The sequence below is a fragment of the Acinetobacter sp. MYb10 genome (genome assembly GCF_002980175.2).
In the GTDB taxonomy this organism is placed as follows: Bacteria; Pseudomonadota; Gammaproteobacteria; order Pseudomonadales; family Moraxellaceae; genus Acinetobacter; species Acinetobacter guillouiae.
Genome location: NZ_CP058272.1, coordinates 3,638,300 through 3,653,897 on the forward strand (window position 1 = coordinate 3,638,300; position 15,598 = coordinate 3,653,897).

Consider the following 15,598-nt stretch of genomic DNA (forward strand, 5'->3'; position numbering starts at 1 on the left):
TTTGTAAGGAGCCATCATGGCCGTTCAGCAAAACCGTAAAAGTCGCTCTCGCCGTGACATGCGCCGTTCACATGACGCTTTAACCGAGAATGCATTAACTGTAGACCAAACTACTGGTGAAACTCACCGTCGTCACCACGTGACTAAAGATGGTTTCTACCGTGGTCGTCAATTATTCGCTAAAGCAGCTGATGCTGAATAATTGGTGAACTATTAAGCGCAAGCTTAGTAAAAAAATGGGAGCGAAAGCTCCCTTTTTTTGTTTTCAATGACTGGGTTTTTTGTTGTATTTCGCAATTAAATAAATTTTTTTTTAATGTAAAATTGCGCCATCGGAAACGATCAAGATTAAATAAGGGACTTTTTATATGTCTGCCAAACGACTCGAACAAGCAGCTCAAGCAACAAAAACTGCATTTTTGTTTCCAGGTCAAGGTTCACAAAAAGTGGGTATGCTTGCTGAACTTGCAGAACAGTTTAGTGGTGTACAAGAAACCTTTACTGAAGCATCAGATGCCATCGGTTTTGATTTATGGCACATTGCACAAAGCGGTGAAGGTTTAGATCAAACTGAAAATACTCAACCTGTTTTATTGACAGCAAGTATTGCTTTATGGCGTGTATGGTTAGATCTTGGTGGTGTTGTACCAAAATACCTCGCAGGTCATTCCTTAGGCGAATACAGTGCTTTAGTTGCTGCAGAGTCGATGACTTTGGCAGATGCAGTCAAGTTGGTAAATTTACGCGGTAAATTAATGCAAAGTGCTGTGCCTCAGGGGCAAGGCGCGATGGCGGCTATTCTCGGTCTAGATGACGCGAAAGTACTTGAACTGTGCGAGCAAGCCAATGTGCAAGGCCGTGGTTCTGTTGAAGCTGCAAACTATAATGCACAAGGCCAAGTTGTTATCGCAGGAGACAAAACTCTAGTCGAAGCTGTCATGACTGTTGCCAAAGAAAACGGCGGTAAAGCAATTGCATTACCTGTATCTGTACCATCACATTGTTCTCTAATGAAACCTGCTGCCGAACAGTTTGCAGAAGCTTTGGAACAAACTGCCATTGAGCTACCAAGTATTCCTGTAATACAAAATGTCAATGCTGGAATCGCGACAGATACAAGCCAATTACGCTTAGCATTAACGGCGCAACTGTATCAGTCAGTACAGTGGACTAAAACCATGCAATTCATTCAAGACCAAGGTATTCAGTATGTTGCTGAATGTGGTCCAGGTAATGTATTGGCGAATTTAGCAAAACGTTTACCAAATATCGAAAAAGCATTTCCACTCGATACACAAAGTCGTATGGAAGATGCACTGAATGCTATCTTAGTGGCTGAAGGGAAAATTGCATGACACAAGAACGCAAAGTCGCATTAGTGACAGGCGCGAGCCGAGGGATTGGTGCTGCCATCGCTCAGCAATTGATTCAAGACGGTTATTTTGTTGTAGGTACGGCAACATCAGCAGCGGGCGCAGAAAAACTTTCAACAGTTTTTGCTGAAAACGGTGCTGGTGCATTACTTGATGTACGTGATGGTGCTGCAATTGATGCATTGGTATCTGACATTGAACAAAAATATGGTTCAGTGATGATACTTGTGAACAATGCAGGGATTACCAAAGACAATTTATTGTTACGTATGTCTGAAGATGATTGGGACGATATTCTGAATATTCATCTTAAAGCTGTATTCCGCTTATCTAAACGTGTATTGAAAGGTATGACCAAAGCTCGCTTTGGACGCATTATCAATATCAGTTCTGTTGTTGCGCATTTTGCTAACCCAGGACAAGCCAACTATTCCGCTGCAAAAGCAGGGATTGAGGCTTTCAGTCGCAGTCTTGCAAAAGAAATGGGAAGCCGTCAGATTACAGTTAACTGTATTGCACCTGGTTTTATAGCAACAGAAATGACTGAGCAGTTAAGTGAAGATATTCGCAAAAAAATGAGTGATCAAGTTGCGTTAAACCGATTTGGTCAACCAGAAGATATTGCAAATGCAGTAAGTTTTTTGGCTTCTGACAAAGCCAGTTACATTACAGGCACAGTATTACACGTAAATGGTGGTTTATACATGGCGTAATGCGATGTATAAACTTTGAAAAAAGTAAATATTCAATTAAACTATCAGGCAATTAAAAGCCGCCACAAGCAATGAGGAGAATTCCTGTGAGCGATATCGAACAACGCATTAAACAAGCTGTTGCAGAACAATTAGGTATCAAAGCTGAAGAAATCAAAAACGAAGCATCTTTCATGGATGATTTGGGTGCTGATTCTCTAGACCTAGTAGAACTTGTTATGTCTTTCGAAAATGACTTCGACATCACTATTCCAGATGAAGATTCTAACGAAATCACAACTGTTCAATCAGCTATCGACTATGTAACTAAAAAACTTGGTTAATGTGTTGATTGTATAGCACGTTGTTGTTATACGTAAAAAGACCACCTTTAGGTGGTTTTTTTATGCCTGAATTTAGCTGTATTGAGTGAATGCTTGCTTGGCGATCCTTAAGCTAAAAAAGCAATTAAATAAGTTTAAAATCAAAAGCATTGGTTACATACCGTTACCTTTTTATCACCAATGACAACGCACACCCTGACACTTTTTCGCTATAAAAATAGAGTTCTTAAATTTGTATAACAGTTCACAGTAATACATTCACAGTAAAACAATTTTCAATAATGATATGGAGTACGACATATGGGTCTTTTTGATTTTATTAAAGGAATTGGCAAGAAAAATACTGCACCAGCTGAGCCACAAGCGGCACCAGCAACGCCAGCAGAACCGTCTGCACAAGAAATTGCCAATAAGTTGTTGGGGCACATTAAAGCGTTAGGCTTGCCAGTAACAGGGCTTTCGGTAAGTTATAATGGTACTTCTGATTTGGCCACGATTCACGGTCAGGTACAAACTCAGGCAGATAAAGAGAAAATCATTCTTGCTGTGGGGAATATTGACCATGTGGCGCAAGTTGATGATCAAATGACAGTTGCAACACCTGAGCCTGAAAGTAAGTTCTATACGGTTAAATCAGGCGATAATTTGTCTAAAATTTCAAAAGAATTTTATGGTGATGCCAACCAATATAATAAAATTTTTGAAGCGAACCGCCCATTGTTAAAAAATGCGGATGATATTTTCCCAGGACAAGTTTTACGTATTCCTGCATAACATTTGTTCGCTGATCTTTGATCATAAAAGGCACTTCGGTGCCTTTTTTTTAAATGATTTTGCTTTTATTTTAGTATTTGGTGTGTTTTGCAGAGGGAAAAGAGTTTCGTTGCAATCAGTAGATATTAAAAAAAGACCACATCAAGTTTGGATGTGATCTTTTGAAGTTAGTTAGCTCTAATCTAAAAAATCAATATTGCATATTATTTATTGGGTTGTGGGGTAAGACGAAGATAAGGCTTAACCGCCGTATAACCTTTTGGGAAGCGTTCTTTAAGCTCCGCTTCATCTTTGATCGACGGGACGATGACAACATCTTCACCATCTTGCCAGTTTGCAGGTGTGGCAACTTTATAATTGTCAGTCAGTTGTAATGAATCAATCACACGTAGAATTTCTTTAAAATTACGTCCAGTTGATGCAGGGTAAGTAATGATTAAGCGAACTTTCTTATTGGGATCAATAATAATTAAAGAACGTACGGTGAGCGTTTCACTGGCATTTGGATGAATGAAATCATACAGCGTTGACACCTTACGATCTTTGTCTGCAATGATTGGGAAGTTTACAGTAGTATTTTGCGTTTCATTGATGTCGTTGATCCAACCTTTATGTGATTCAACATCATCGACTGAAAGGGCAATGGCTTTTACCCCACGCTGTTCAAACTCATCTTTTAGTTTTGCGGTATAGCCCAGCTCAGTGGTACATACTGGCGTATAATCAGCAGGGTGTGAGAATAAAACACCCCAACTGTCGCCCAAGTAATCATAAAACTTAATTGGACCTTCACTAGATTCCTGAGTGAAATCTGGTGCAATGTCACCTAATCGTAAAGTCATTTTGAAACCTCAATATTTAAAAATGTTGTTTGTTATTTGGCTCGTCCAAACTACTATTACCCAGTTTTTTTATAATTAAAAATAGTGTTTTTGTATTTCTTTATGAAGAAAATAGATATTAATAAAAGAAGCATATGAAAAAAAACATATAATTGATCTCTACCTCACTGCAAATATCGGTTAAATTTGCTACATTAATGCGCCTTAGCTGATACGTGCTAGAACTAATCGTCAGATTTTTTTGATTGGATTTGTGCAAAACCCTTGTACTTCAAATTTCTACCACCATAATATCGTCTGAGAAAAATTTATTTCACAAAGATTTAGAGAGTTTATATGTTGGCAAGTCTGATCGGAGGAATCTTCGGTACTAAAAACGAGCGCGAACTAAAACGTATGCGTAAAATTGTCGATAAGATCAATGCGCTCGAGCCGACGACATCTGCACTCAGCGATGCAGACTTATCTGCAAAAACTGAAGAATTCAAACAAAGATATAAGAAAGGTGAAAGCCTAGATAAATTAATGCCAGAAGCGTTTGCGGTGTGTCGTGAAGCAGCAAAACGTGTCATGGGTATGCGTCATTATGATGTGCAGCTCATTGGTGGTATTACTTTGCATGAAGGAAAAATTGCAGAAATGCGTACAGGTGAAGGTAAAACCCTGATGGGTACTTTGGCTGTATATTTAAATGCAATTAGTGAGCAAGGTGTTCATGTCATCACGGTCAACGATTACTTGGCACAACGTGATGCTGAATTAAACCGTCCGCTTTATGAGTTCTTGGGCTTAAGCGTTGGTGTAATCTATTCGATGCAATCACCAATAGAGAAAGCTGAGGCATATCGTTCAGATATTACTTACGGTACCAATAATGAATTTGGTTTCGATTATCTGCGCGATAACATGGTTTTCTCTATGGCAGAGAAAAAGCAACGTGGTTTGATTTATGCGATTATCGATGAGGTCGATTCGATCTTGATCGATGAAGCACGTACACCGTTGATCATTTCTGGTCAAAGTGATGACTCATCACAGCTTTATGTTGCAATCAATAGTATTCCACCAAAGTTGCATGCTCAAAAAGAAGAAAAAGTCGCAGATGGCGGTCATTTCTGGATTGATGAAAAGCAACGTCAAGTTGAAATGACTGAAGTCGGTTATGAAACTGTTGAAGATGAATTGATTAAAATGGGTTTATTGGCTGAAGGCGAAAGCTTATATTCACCATCAAATCTAAACCTCGTTCATCACGTGTCTGCTGCAATTCGTGCACATTTCCTGTATCAACGTAATGTTCACTACATTGTACATGATGGTGAAGTAATCATTGTCGATGAGAATACTGGTCGTACTATGCCAGGTCGTCGTTGGTCTGAAGGTTTGCACCAAGCTGTTGAAGCCAAAGAAGCACTCGAAGTTCAACCTGAAAACCAAACTTTAGCAACAACCACATTCCAGAACTATTTCCGTTTATACAAAAAGCTTTCAGGTATGACAGGTACTGCTGATACTGAAGCTGCGGAAATGAAAGAAATTTATGGTTTGGATGTTGTGCTTATTCCAACCCATCGTCCGATGATTCGTAATGACCAAAACGATTTAATTTATTTAAACCGTAATGGTAAATACAACGCAATTATTGAAGAAATTCAGAAAATTCATAAAGCAGGTGTTGCGCCTATCTTGATTGGTACTGCAACCATTGAGGCTTCAGAAATTTTATCTGATAAGTTACGAGATGCGGGAATTACCCATGAAGTCTTGAACGCTAAACAACATGAGCGTGAAGCAGACATTATTGCCCAAGCGGGTTCACCGCGTGCAGTGACCATTGCAACCAATATGGCAGGTCGTGGTACCGATATTTTGCTTGGTGGTAACTGGAAAGCAAAACTTGCCAAAATTGAAAACCATACTGCGGAAGATGAAGCTCGTCTTAAAGCAGAATGGGAACAAAACAATGAAATGGTGTTGAGTTCAGGTGGTTTACACATCATCGGTTCTGAACGTCATGAATCACGTCGTATTGATAACCAGTTGCGTGGTCGTTCTGGTCGTCAAGGTGACCCAGGTGTTTCACGTTTCTTCTTGTCATTAGAAGATGATTTGATGCGTATCTTCGCAGGTGATCGTGTTGTTGCAATGATGCGTGCGATGGGACTACAAGAGAATGAAGCCATTGAACATAAAATGGTGTCGCGTTCTATTGAAAATGCACAGCGTAAAGTTGAAGCACGTAACTTCGATATTCGTAAAAACTTATTGAAATACGATGATGTAAATAACGAACAACGTAAAATTATTTACTCTCAACGTGATGAAATTTTAGAAGAAAGCTCACTTCAAGATTATATTGAAGAAATGCATCGTGAAGTCGTAAAAGGCTTAATCGAAACCTATATTCCACCTGAATCAATTCATGATCAATGGGATATTCAAGGGCTTGAAAATGCATTGAATGAAGACTTAGGCATTAATCTTCCTGTAAATCAATGGTTGGAAGAAGATCGTCGTCTAGATGAAGAAGCCTTGGTTGAACGTATTTCTGATGAGATCGTTACACGTTACCGTAATCGTCGTGAACAGATGGGTGATGATACTGCTGCGACACTTGAACGTCACTTCATGCTGGGTTCTTTAGACCGTCATTGGAAAGACCATTTGGCTGCGATGGATTATTTGCGTCAAGGGATTCACTTACGTGGTTATGCACAAAAGAACCCTGAACAAGAATATAAGAAGGAAGCCTTCAATTTATTCGTCAATATGTTGGGTGTGATTAAGTCAGACGTGGTTACTGATATTTCTCGTGTGCATATCCCAACACCTGAAGAGCTTGCTGAAATGGAAGCTCAACAACAGGCTCAAGCTGAATCTATGCGTCTTAACTTCGCACATGATGAAGTGGATGGCTTAAGCGGTACGGTAAGTAACGAAATTGTTGATGCACAATTCACTCATAGTGATGAGGTTGTAGCTCCAGAAAGCCGTAATGCACCTTGTCCTTGTGGTTCAGGTTTGAAATACAAACAATGTCACGGCAAAATCTAATTGAGTGAATAGACCCTGAAAGTGTTACAAAAAAGCAGAACAATTGTTCTGCTTTTTTTACAAGTTATTACCATGCGTTAATTTTTATTGCAGGAAATGTGATTAAGTGGTATTAAGTTGCTCAATTGGAAAAGATCTTTGGGAAGATAATGAAAAAATTATTAAAACCTTTATTTGTTGCAACTTTAGCAGTTCCAGCATTGGCATTTGCAGATACGGCACCACAAACGACGACAGTGGAAAAAGTACAAGCTGCTACAGGCGCAGTGACAGCCCAAGCAGAAGTAAAAAATGAAACCACGACTGTAATCAGTCCACGTACTGGTATTCGTTATACTTTAGGGAATACAGGCGGACGCCCAATTATTTTAAAAACTGCGGCGATTGCAGCAGTAACACCTGCTACGGTTAATCGCGTTGTTGCTTCAAATCCAGCGTTGTCAGTATCTAGTCAAGAAAAAGTAAAGCAAGCATTATTGGCTGCGGATACCACGACTGCTGTTCAACAGTAAGGTATTGATGATGTGATGAAAGCCAGTATATTTACTGGCTTTTTTATTTTATATTCAAATGAATAAGCTTTTCTTATAGTAAAAATAAATAAGCATTTTAATAAGCTCGATTTTTATAGAGAATTCTAATAAGCTGTGTTTTCATTCTAATTCATATGGACATTTGAAAATGGCTGTTGGTGACGTGTCTATGCCGCATATGCATGTGGTACAAGGTGTAAAAATTGGCTCTGCTGAGGCGTATGTCCGTTATCCAAATCGACGAGATTTAGTTATTTTTGAATTTGCACAAGGTACCAATGTTGCGGGGGTATTTACCCAAAATGCATTTTGTGCAGCGCCCGTTCATGTGTCCAAAGCACATTTAGCACAAGCCAATCCACGCTATTTGGTCATCAATACCGGGAATGCCAATGCGGGTACAGGCAAATTGGGCATGCAAAATGCACAATTGACCTGTTTAAAGCTTGCTGAGTTAGCGCAGGTAGAAGAATTTGAGGTATTGCCATTCTCTACAGGGGTCATTGGCGAACAGCTACCGATTGAGCGTTTAACGCAAGGTTTACAGCCTGCACTAAATGGTTTGAATGACGCTTCATGGTCGGACGCTGCGACTGGGATCATGACCACAGATACCACACCAAAAGGTGCCTCAGAACAGTTCGAGCTTGATGGTATAACGTATACAATGACTGGGATTTCTAAAGGTGCAGGCATGATTCGCCCAAATATGGCGACCATGCTGAGTTTTGTTGCAACCGATGCGCCAATTGCACGAAATCTTGTGCAAAAAATGTTAAAAATTAGCGCAGACCAATCATTTAACCGAATTACTGTGGATGGTGATACTTCTACCAATGATTCATGCATCTTTGCTGCAACAGGCATGGCTGGTGGTGTAGAAATTAGCAGTGAAGATGATGCACGCTATACGGTGGTCTTGGATGTTTTATCGCGTGTGATGAAGCGTTTGGCACAACTGATTATTCGTGATGGAGAAGGGGCAACCAAATTCATTACTATCATGGTTGACGGTGGAAACAACACACAAGAATGTTGTGATATTGCTTATAGCATTGCCCATTCACCATTGGTCAAAACGGCAATTTTTGCGTCTGATCCAAACTGGGGGCGTATCCTTGCTGCGATTGGTTATGCTGGCGTGAAAGATTTGGATGTTGAAAAAATTCAAGTCTGGTTAGACGACGTGCAAATTTGTAAAGATGGTGGTGCTGCTGAAGACTATACCGAAGAAGCTGGTGCGCGTGTAATGTCACAGACAGAAATGACCATTCATGTAAACCTTGGTCGAGGGCAGGCCAAAGATACGGTCTATACTTGTGACCTATCATATGATTATGTGAAAATTAATGCGGACTATCGTTCTTAATTGCTGATTTTTTAAGGAGCCTCATTCGTGAGGCTTTTTTATAACAAAACATTTTTCGTGGTGAATTTATGTGCGCTAAACCGTACAATCAATTCACAAGTGTATAAACGCTAGCATGATGCCAGCGACAAGGAAAGAGAAGACCTCTTATGAATGATGCGAATAATTTAATTGCCAACGAAGCAAAATCGGTTGTGCAAGCGCATTTAGATCGTTTAGGTGAACCTAAGGACAATAGTCTGAGTCCAGCGGTAAAACAGCAGAAGTTTGCGCAAATTAAAGCTGAGTTGCAAAAAAACAATGCTGTTTTGGTGGCACATTATTATTGTGATCCAGATGTACAAGAACTTGCGGAAGCGACAGGTGGTTGTGTTTCTGATTCTTTGGAAATGGCACGTTTTGGACGTGATCATGAGGCATCTACTCTGGTGGTCGCTGGGGTTAAATTTATGGGAGAAACCTCAAAAATTCTTTCTCCTGAAAAAACAGTACTTATGCCAACTTTGGAAGCAACCTGTTCGCTTGATCTCGGTTGTCCTGTAGATGAATTTACCGCATTTTGTGATGCGCATCCTGAGCATACTGTTGTGGTCTATGCCAATACTTCAGCAGCAGTTAAAGCACGTGCAGATTGGGTGGTGACTTCAAGTTGTGCTGTAGAGATCATTGAACACTTAGACAGTTTGGGCGAGAAAATTATTTGGGCACCAGATCAACATTTAGGCCGTTATATTCAAAAGAAAACCGGTGCTGATATGTTGCTTTGGGATGGTGCTTGTATCGTGCATGAAGAGTTTCGTGCCCGTGGTATTGAAAAGATGAAAGCGCTGTATCCGAATGCAGCTGTATTGGTACATCCTGAGTCACCAGAATCCGTGATTGATATTGCGGATGCGGTGGGAAGCACCTCACAACTGATCAAAGCAGCTCAAACATTGCCACAAGACACTCTAATTGTGGCTACAGACCGTGGTATTTTCTATAAAATGCAACAAGCTGTACCGCATAAGACCTTGATTGAAGCACCTACAGCAGGTGAGGGTGCAACGTGTCGTTCTTGTGCGCATTGCCCGTGGATGGCAATGAATGAATTAGATGGTATTTTGTCAGTTTTGCAAAAGGCCGATCAAGAAATATTCGTAGATGCTGCTTTGGCTGAACGTGCTAAATTACCTTTAGATCGTATGTTGAACTTTAGTGCTCAATTAAAACGATAGAAATTGTATAAAAAACATCTGAAATGTTTGATTAATATACATTTGACGTGTTTTTTTAACTTTTTTTCAAGATAGGTGTTGACGTCTTGTGGCGTCACGCCTAGAATGCACACCGTACCGCACGATGTGCGATACATAAAAGCTGAGATGAACGGAGCATAGCACAGCCTGGTAGTGCACCTGGTTTGGGACCAGGGGGTCGTAGGTTCGAATCCTACTGCTCCGACCAATTCTTCAAGGCAAGTTAATCTGTGATATTAGTATCATTGGTCATGCGCCTGTAGCTCAGTTGGATAGAGCATCCGCCTTCTAAGCGGATGGTCACAGGTTCGAATCCTGTCAGGCGCACCATATGTTGCTTGATACTATAGATCCTAAAACTTAATGTGACGGTGGATGTAGCTCAGTTGGTAGAGCCCCGGATTGTGATTCCGGTTGTCGTGGGTTCGAGCCCCATCATTCACCCCAATTCCTTAAGTTTGTTGTAAATTCGGAGCATAGCACAGCCTGGTAGTGCACCTGGTTTGGGACCAGGGGGTCGTAGGTTCGAATCCTACTGCTCCGACCATTTAAGCATCAGCTTAAATATAAATTATCCGCTTAAAGGCGGTTTTTTTATGCCCGAAATTTGTGCTTGTCAACGAAGCGTCAAATTCTATAGACCTAAAAAAAGATCTCTGTAGAGATCTTTTTTTAATAAAGAGAAGATTATCAAGGAATAATAATCACCGCAACACGACGGTTTTCAGCTTTATTCTCTTCTGAATCATTTGATTTAAGTGGCTGGTCAGCCCCTTTTCCTATCACTTGGATATTTTGTGGATTAAATTTTTGCCCAATGAATATATTTGAAACATTTTGAGCGCGTTCTTTGGATAATTTTAAATTGTATTCAGGATTTCCGATATTATCGGTATGACCTACAATTTTAAGCTTATCGAGATGATATTTATTTAATTGCGTGGCTAAACGAACCAATTCAGTTTGGCGCTCGGTATTAATATTCGATTCATTAAAACCAAACAATAAACGTTCTGGTAGACCTAGACTCCAGCCTTCATCCGTTAATACAAAACCTTCTTTCTTAAGTACACGAGCTTGTTTATAGCTCAACCCACCTAGATTCATACAACCTGTAAGTGCTAGGCAGAGTATTGCAAGAATAGAAAGTTGTACGTTTTTTAAAGTCATAAAAACCCCCCTAATATTATGAATGGTAAATAAACCAATGATGCTGTAAAGATTTTGCTTTGTACATGGCTTGATCTGCTTGAGAAATTAAGTCTTCTGGGCTTGAGGCCTGGCTAGAGATAGCAATACCGATACTAAAGCTAAAAGAAATCGATTGTCCTTTATAGATTAAAGGATCGTCACAACATTTAATCAGATTTTCCGCAATAGAGATGAGGTGTTCAATTTTAGAAATGGAACGTAAAATAATTGCAAACTCATCCCCTGCAAGACGCGCGACAAAATCATCTTGGCGAATATGGCGTCTTAATCGAGAAGCCATTTCTTTTAAAACTTCATCACCGACCAAATGTCCATATTGATCATTAATAGCTTTAAAATTATTATTATCAATAAATAATAAAGCTAAATTCTCACGTTGATTGGTGTCTTCATATAGATTACATAACACTTGATAAAAATAATTACGATTAGGTAATTCGGTTAAATGATCATGTTGAACTTGATAAGAGAGTTCACTATTCTCATTTTGAAGATGGGTATGCCAAGATTGAATTTCATCTAAGAGTTGGTTGAACACACTGTTTAAGTCTTGAAATTCTTTTACATCACTTTTTGGAAACCTTAAGTTATACGCCTTTTGATTTCTTAAGAGTTGTGCAATTTGTATAATCGGTAAAAAAGAACCCATAATATGGCGATAGGTTAAGTTTACTGACCACCATACAGCAAAAACCATAAAGAGCATGCCAAATGCTAAGCCGGTAAAAATTTTAAAAATAAACATTAAAATTTCATTGGAACTTCCATACAGCACAACTTGACCGACCAGCTTTCCTTGATGTTGGACGTTTAACTTGATGGCATCTTTTAAAAAGATATGATCAAAAAAGTTTTGAATATAAGAATAGTGTTCAACATTTTTTAAACTTTCTGCAACTTTATGGCCTTGATTGTCATAAACTTCAATCAGACGTACTGAATGTTGGAAGGTATATTCATTGATAATTTGTGAAATCGCGATTCTATCAGAGAACACCAGCGCAGGTTGAACACGTTCAGACACGGTTCGACTGATTAATAATAGGTTTTGTTTCGCATAAGATTCAACGGTAAATACTGAAATCGTGACAAAAGTAGATGTACTAATAAATAAAGTGATTGCAAAGGTCGTAAATTGAGATTTACGAAACAATGTTTGTAGAGAACTCGATTTAAAAAATTTATTCATCATTATTTTAATCCGAATTCTTTGCCAGCAATAAAACACGTGGGTCAACATGTATTTTAGACTGAGCTAAACTATCTAGATTCACTTTAAAAATAGTATTTCCTGTTTTGTTGGTGGATAAGCAAAAAACGCTGCCAATTTCACATTCAGAATTACTTGAGCTAAACGATAAAATAGATGAATTTAATGATTTCCCAATAAGGGCCTGTTCGGTTTGTGCTGAAGTATTGGAAAAAAATACCGCATCACAATGACGATTTTTCAGATCAGCCGAATGTATCGCACTTATATTAAAAGGAGACTTATTTGATTTGATATAAGCAGAAAATTGGTTTGCATAGGATGCATTATCAACGACGCATAATTCTGGATTCGGAGTGTTCCATTTTGCATAACTTAGTATAGATAATGTCATCATGAAAATATTATGTGACGAATTGGCTGAGGAATAGTTGCAGCAAAAGAGCAAAATTCCTAAACAGAAGCTTCTTCTATTTATAAAACGGGCCATATTCGACTTAATTTATTAAATGATAAAATTATTTCAAATAGTTTAAAGAAAAAAAACAAATATAAATAGCTTAAAATTTAAATAAAAACATGAGTTGCTTTATTAGTATGAGAAAAAATGGTGCAAAAAATAGCTAAAAATGGACTTTTTTTGCTATTTTGGTCGAAAAAATGTCCAGTTGATAAAAAAAGTTTAAAAAAAGGGGTTGTGTTGGGTAAGGAATGCTGTAGAATGCACATCCATCGGCGGTGATGTTAAATAAAACTTCTGATAAATCAGGCACTTGATTAAGTTGTTAAGATTTCGAATTGAGATTTTAAGATGAGATTAGAGTTGGGTTTGTTAGAAAAAATAATTAACATTATTGATTGACTTTTTAGAGATAGAGAGTAGTATAGCCGACCTAGCTTGATGCTGACGAAGCATTGAGAAGATCATTAAGAGAATATGAAGAACAACTTGTGTGGATTTTTACTGATTGATTGATCGAAATATTATCATTGATTGATTGGTTTAAATTACTCGAAGTTTATTTGAGAGAATTTGTCAGTACATTGATGAGCCAGAATTGTGACCTTAAGTCACTAATGATTTTTAACTGAAGAGTTTGATCATGGCTCAGATTGAACGCTGGCGGCAGGCTTAACACATGCAAGTCGAGCGGGGGAGATTGCTTCGGTAATTGACCTAGCGGCGGACGGGTGAGTAATACTTAGGAATCTGCCTATTAATGGGGGACAACATCTCGAAAGGGATGCTAATACCGCATACGCCCTACGGGGGAAAGCAGGGGATCACTTGTGACCTTGCGTTAATAGATGAGCCTAAGTCGGATTAGCTAGTTGGTGGGGTAAAGGCCTACCAAGGCGACGATCTGTAGCGGGTCTGAGAGGATGATCCGCCACACTGGGACTGAGACACGGCCCAGACTCCTACGGGAGGCAGCAGTGGGGAATATTGGACAATGGGGGGAACCCTGATCCAGCCATGCCGCGTGTGTGAAGAAGGCCTTATGGTTGTAAAGCACTTTAAGCGAGGAGGAGGCTCTCTTGGTTAATACCCAAGATGAGTGGACGTTACTCGCAGAATAAGCACCGGCTAACTCTGTGCCAGCAGCCGCGGTAATACAGAGGGTGCGAGCGTTAATCGGATTTACTGGGCGTAAAGCGTGCGTAGGCGGCTTTTTAAGTCGGATGTGAAATCCCCGAGCTTAACTTGGGAATTGCATTCGATACTGGGAAGCTAGAGTATGGGAGAGGATGGTAGAATTCCAGGTGTAGCGGTGAAATGCGTAGAGATCTGGAGGAATACCGATGGCGAAGGCAGCCATCTGGCCTAATACTGACGCTGAGGTACGAAAGCATGGGGAGCAAACAGGATTAGATACCCTGGTAGTCCATGCCGTAAACGATGTCTACTAGCCGTTGGGGCCTTTGAGGCTTTAGTGGCGCAGCTAACGCGATAAGTAGACCGCCTGGGGAGTACGGTCGCAAGACTAAAACTCAAATGAATTGACGGGGGCCCGCACAAGCGGTGGAGCATGTGGTTTAATTCGATGCAACGCGAAGAACCTTACCTGGTCTTGACATAGTAAGAACTTTCCAGAGATGGATTGGTGCCTTCGGGAACTTACATACAGGTGCTGCATGGCTGTCGTCAGCTCGTGTCGTGAGATGTTGGGTTAAGTCCCGCAACGAGCGCAACCCTTTTCCTTATTTGCCAGCACTTCGGGTGGGAACTTTAAGGATACTGCCAGTGACAAACTGGAGGAAGGCGGGGACGACGTCAAGTCATCATGGCCCTTACGACCAGGGCTACACACGTGCTACAATGGTCGGTACAAAGGGTTGCTACCTAGCGATAGGATGCTAATCTCAAAAAGCCGATCGTAGTCCGGATTGGAGTCTGCAACTCGACTCCATGAAGTCGGAATCGCTAGTAATCGCGGATCAGAATGCCGCGGTGAATACGTTCCCGGGCCTTGTACACACCGCCCGTCACACCATGGGAGTTTGTTGCACCAGAAGTAGGTAGTCTAACCGTAAGGAGGACGCTTACCACGGTGTGGCCGATGACTGGGGTGAAGTCGTAACAAGGTAGCCGTAGGGGAACCTGCGGCTGGATCACCTCCTTAACGAAAGATTGACGATTGGTAAGAATCCACAACAAGTTGTTCTTCATTGATGTATCTGAGGGTCTGTAGCTCAGTTGGTTAGAGCACACGCTTGATAAGCGTGGGGTCACAAGTTCAAGTCTTGTCAGACCCACCAAGTCTACTGAACACAGAAGAGCAGATATATTAAGATCTTAAGCTGGGGACTTAGCTTAGTTGGTAGAGCGCCTGCTTTGCACGCAGGAGGTCAACGGTTCGACTCCGTTAGTCTCCACCACTAATTAAAGACTAAGTGATTACAGAACTTAGTAAGCTGATAGCTTATTAAGTTCTGTGATTTATCACAGTTAACTA

At 40.2% G+C, this 15,598-nt stretch carries 13 protein-coding genes, 6 tRNA genes and 1 rRNA gene; 16 read left to right on the forward strand and 4 right to left on the reverse strand.

The window, feature by feature from the left end; all coding sequences use genetic code 11:
• Positions 1-16 precede the first annotated feature (16 nt).
• The 5 genes from rpmF to lysM all read left to right on the forward strand — a co-directional run bounded on the left by rpmF (position 17) and on the right by lysM (position 3,183).
• Entirely contained in the window at positions 17-202 is a 186-nt protein-coding gene (rpmF, locus tag CQZ96_RS17055) for a 50S ribosomal protein L32 (RefSeq protein WP_004723964.1), read from the forward strand.
• A gap of 166 nt (positions 203-368) precedes the next feature.
• A complete protein-coding gene (gene fabD, locus CQZ96_RS17060) occupies positions 369-1,355 on the forward strand; it encodes an ACP S-malonyltransferase (RefSeq protein WP_004723962.1) in 987 nt (328 codons plus the stop codon).
• Positions 1,352-2,086, forward strand: a complete 735-nt coding sequence (gene fabG, locus CQZ96_RS17065; RefSeq protein WP_004723960.1) for a 3-oxoacyl-ACP reductase FabG — start codon at positions 1,352-1,354, stop codon at positions 2,084-2,086. The genes fabD and fabG overlap by 4 nt, the downstream gene beginning before the upstream one ends.
• An 86-nt stretch (positions 2,087-2,172) precedes the next feature.
• Positions 2,173-2,409 carry an acyl carrier protein gene (gene acpP / locus CQZ96_RS17070; protein WP_004723957.1) on the forward strand — a complete coding sequence of 79 codons (237 nt, stop codon included), beginning with the start codon at positions 2,173-2,175 and terminating at the stop codon, positions 2,407-2,409.
• Positions 2,410-2,709: 300 nt separating this feature from the next.
• Positions 2,710-3,183 (forward strand): peptidoglycan-binding protein LysM, encoded by a 474-nt coding sequence (gene lysM, locus CQZ96_RS17075; protein ID WP_004723955.1) that lies wholly within the window; start codon positions 2,710-2,712, stop codon positions 3,181-3,183.
• A 203-nt stretch (positions 3,184-3,386) separates the two neighbouring features.
• On the opposite strand, the gene CQZ96_RS17080 is transcribed toward lysM, so the two are convergent.
• Positions 3,387-4,025, reverse strand: coding sequence for a peroxiredoxin (locus CQZ96_RS17080; RefSeq protein ID WP_004723953.1), 639 nt, complete (start codon positions 4,023-4,025; stop codon positions 3,387-3,389).
• Positions 4,026-4,361: 336 nt separating this feature from the next.
• Between CQZ96_RS17080 and secA the strand changes: the two genes are divergently transcribed.
• From secA to CQZ96_RS17120, 8 genes are all read left to right on the forward strand, one after another.
• Positions 4,362-7,079, forward strand: a complete 2,718-nt coding sequence (secA, locus tag CQZ96_RS17085) for a preprotein translocase subunit SecA (RefSeq protein ID WP_105714424.1) — start codon at positions 4,362-4,364, stop codon at positions 7,077-7,079.
• 149 nt (positions 7,080-7,228) lie between these two features.
• Positions 7,229-7,591: a hypothetical protein gene (locus CQZ96_RS17090; protein WP_004817737.1), complete on the forward strand. Its 363-nt coding sequence runs from the start codon at positions 7,229-7,231 to the stop codon at positions 7,589-7,591.
• 169 nt (positions 7,592-7,760) lie between these two features.
• The gene (argJ, locus tag CQZ96_RS17095; protein WP_105714423.1) at positions 7,761-8,981 is read left to right on the forward strand and encodes a bifunctional glutamate N-acetyltransferase/amino-acid acetyltransferase ArgJ; all 1,221 of its coding nucleotides are present in this window, start codon (positions 7,761-7,763) and stop codon (positions 8,979-8,981) included.
• Between the two features lie 149 nt (positions 8,982-9,130).
• The gene (nadA, locus tag CQZ96_RS17100) at positions 9,131-10,198 is read left to right on the forward strand and encodes a quinolinate synthase NadA (protein WP_105714422.1); all 1,068 of its coding nucleotides are present in this window, start codon (positions 9,131-9,133) and stop codon (positions 10,196-10,198) included.
• A gap of 152 nt (positions 10,199-10,350) precedes the next feature.
• Positions 10,351-10,427 (forward strand) — tRNA-Pro (locus tag CQZ96_RS17105).
• Positions 10,428-10,472: 45 nt separating this feature from the next.
• Positions 10,473-10,549 (forward strand) — tRNA-Arg (locus CQZ96_RS17110).
• A gap of 41 nt (positions 10,550-10,590) precedes the next feature.
• Positions 10,591-10,666, forward strand: a tRNA-His gene (locus tag CQZ96_RS17115).
• A gap of 23 nt (positions 10,667-10,689) precedes the next feature.
• A tRNA-Pro gene (locus tag CQZ96_RS17120) sits at positions 10,690-10,766 on the forward strand.
• 143 nt (positions 10,767-10,909) lie between these two features.
• On the opposite strand, the gene CQZ96_RS17125 is transcribed toward CQZ96_RS17120, so the two are convergent.
• Genes CQZ96_RS17125 through CQZ96_RS17135 form a run of 3 tightly spaced genes read right to left on the reverse strand, consistent with a single transcriptional unit; the run spans position 10,910 to position 13,035 of the window.
• Positions 10,910-11,389: an OmpA family protein gene (locus CQZ96_RS17125; protein ID WP_105714421.1), complete on the reverse strand. Its 480-nt coding sequence runs from the start codon at positions 11,387-11,389 to the stop codon at positions 10,910-10,912.
• Between the two features lie 16 nt (positions 11,390-11,405).
• On the reverse strand, positions 11,406-12,623 hold the full coding sequence (locus tag CQZ96_RS17130; RefSeq protein ID WP_105714420.1) for a sensor domain-containing diguanylate cyclase: 1,218 nt from the start codon (positions 12,621-12,623) through the stop codon (positions 11,406-11,408).
• A 4-nt stretch (positions 12,624-12,627) separates the two neighbouring features.
• Complete coding sequence (locus CQZ96_RS17135; RefSeq protein WP_227504303.1) at positions 12,628-13,035, reverse strand: YfiR family protein; 408 nt, start codon at positions 13,033-13,035, stop codon at positions 12,628-12,630.
• Positions 13,036-13,726: 691 nt separating this feature from the next.
• Here CQZ96_RS17135 and CQZ96_RS17140 point away from each other — a divergent pair.
• The 3 genes from CQZ96_RS17140 to CQZ96_RS17150 all read left to right on the forward strand — a co-directional run bounded on the left by CQZ96_RS17140 (position 13,727) and on the right by CQZ96_RS17150 (position 15,521).
• Positions 13,727-15,265: ribosomal RNA gene (locus CQZ96_RS17140) — 16S ribosomal RNA — on the forward strand.
• 59 nt (positions 15,266-15,324) lie between these two features.
• Positions 15,325-15,401: transfer RNA gene (locus tag CQZ96_RS17145), tRNA-Ile, on the forward strand.
• Between the two features lie 44 nt (positions 15,402-15,445).
• Positions 15,446-15,521 (forward strand) — tRNA-Ala (locus CQZ96_RS17150).
• Positions 15,522-15,598 lie beyond the last annotated feature (77 nt).

Bases quoted from the DNA above. Each gene is read 5' to 3' on its own strand.
- CQZ96_RS17080 (WP_004723953.1), bottom strand. From the start codon at position 4,025: ATGACTTTACGATTAGGTGACATTGCACCAGATTTCACTCAGGAATCT.
- fabD (WP_004723962.1), top strand. From the start codon at position 369: ATGTCTGCCAAACGACTCGAACAAGCAGCTCAAGCAACAAAAACTGCA.
- lysM (WP_004723955.1), top strand. From the start codon at position 2,710: ATGGGTCTTTTTGATTTTATTAAAGGAATTGGCAAGAAAAATACTGCA.
- nadA (WP_105714422.1), top strand. From the start codon at position 9,131: ATGAATGATGCGAATAATTTAATTGCCAACGAAGCAAAATCGGTTGTG.
- secA (WP_105714424.1), top strand. From the start codon at position 4,362: ATGTTGGCAAGTCTGATCGGAGGAATCTTCGGTACTAAAAACGAGCGC.
- rpmF (WP_004723964.1), top strand. From the start codon at position 17: ATGGCCGTTCAGCAAAACCGTAAAAGTCGCTCTCGCCGTGACATGCGC.
- CQZ96_RS17125 (WP_105714421.1), bottom strand. From the start codon at position 11,389: ATGACTTTAAAAAACGTACAACTTTCTATTCTTGCAATACTCTGCCTA.
- CQZ96_RS17135 (WP_227504303.1), bottom strand. From the start codon at position 13,035: ATGACATTATCTATACTAAGTTATGCAAAATGGAACACTCCGAATCCA.
- fabG (WP_004723960.1), top strand. From the start codon at position 1,352: ATGACACAAGAACGCAAAGTCGCATTAGTGACAGGCGCGAGCCGAGGG.
- CQZ96_RS17090 (WP_004817737.1), top strand. From the start codon at position 7,229: ATGAAAAAATTATTAAAACCTTTATTTGTTGCAACTTTAGCAGTTCCA.
- CQZ96_RS17130 (WP_105714420.1), bottom strand. From the start codon at position 12,623: ATGATGAATAAATTTTTTAAATCGAGTTCTCTACAAACATTGTTTCGT.
- argJ (WP_105714423.1), top strand. From the start codon at position 7,761: ATGGCTGTTGGTGACGTGTCTATGCCGCATATGCATGTGGTACAAGGT.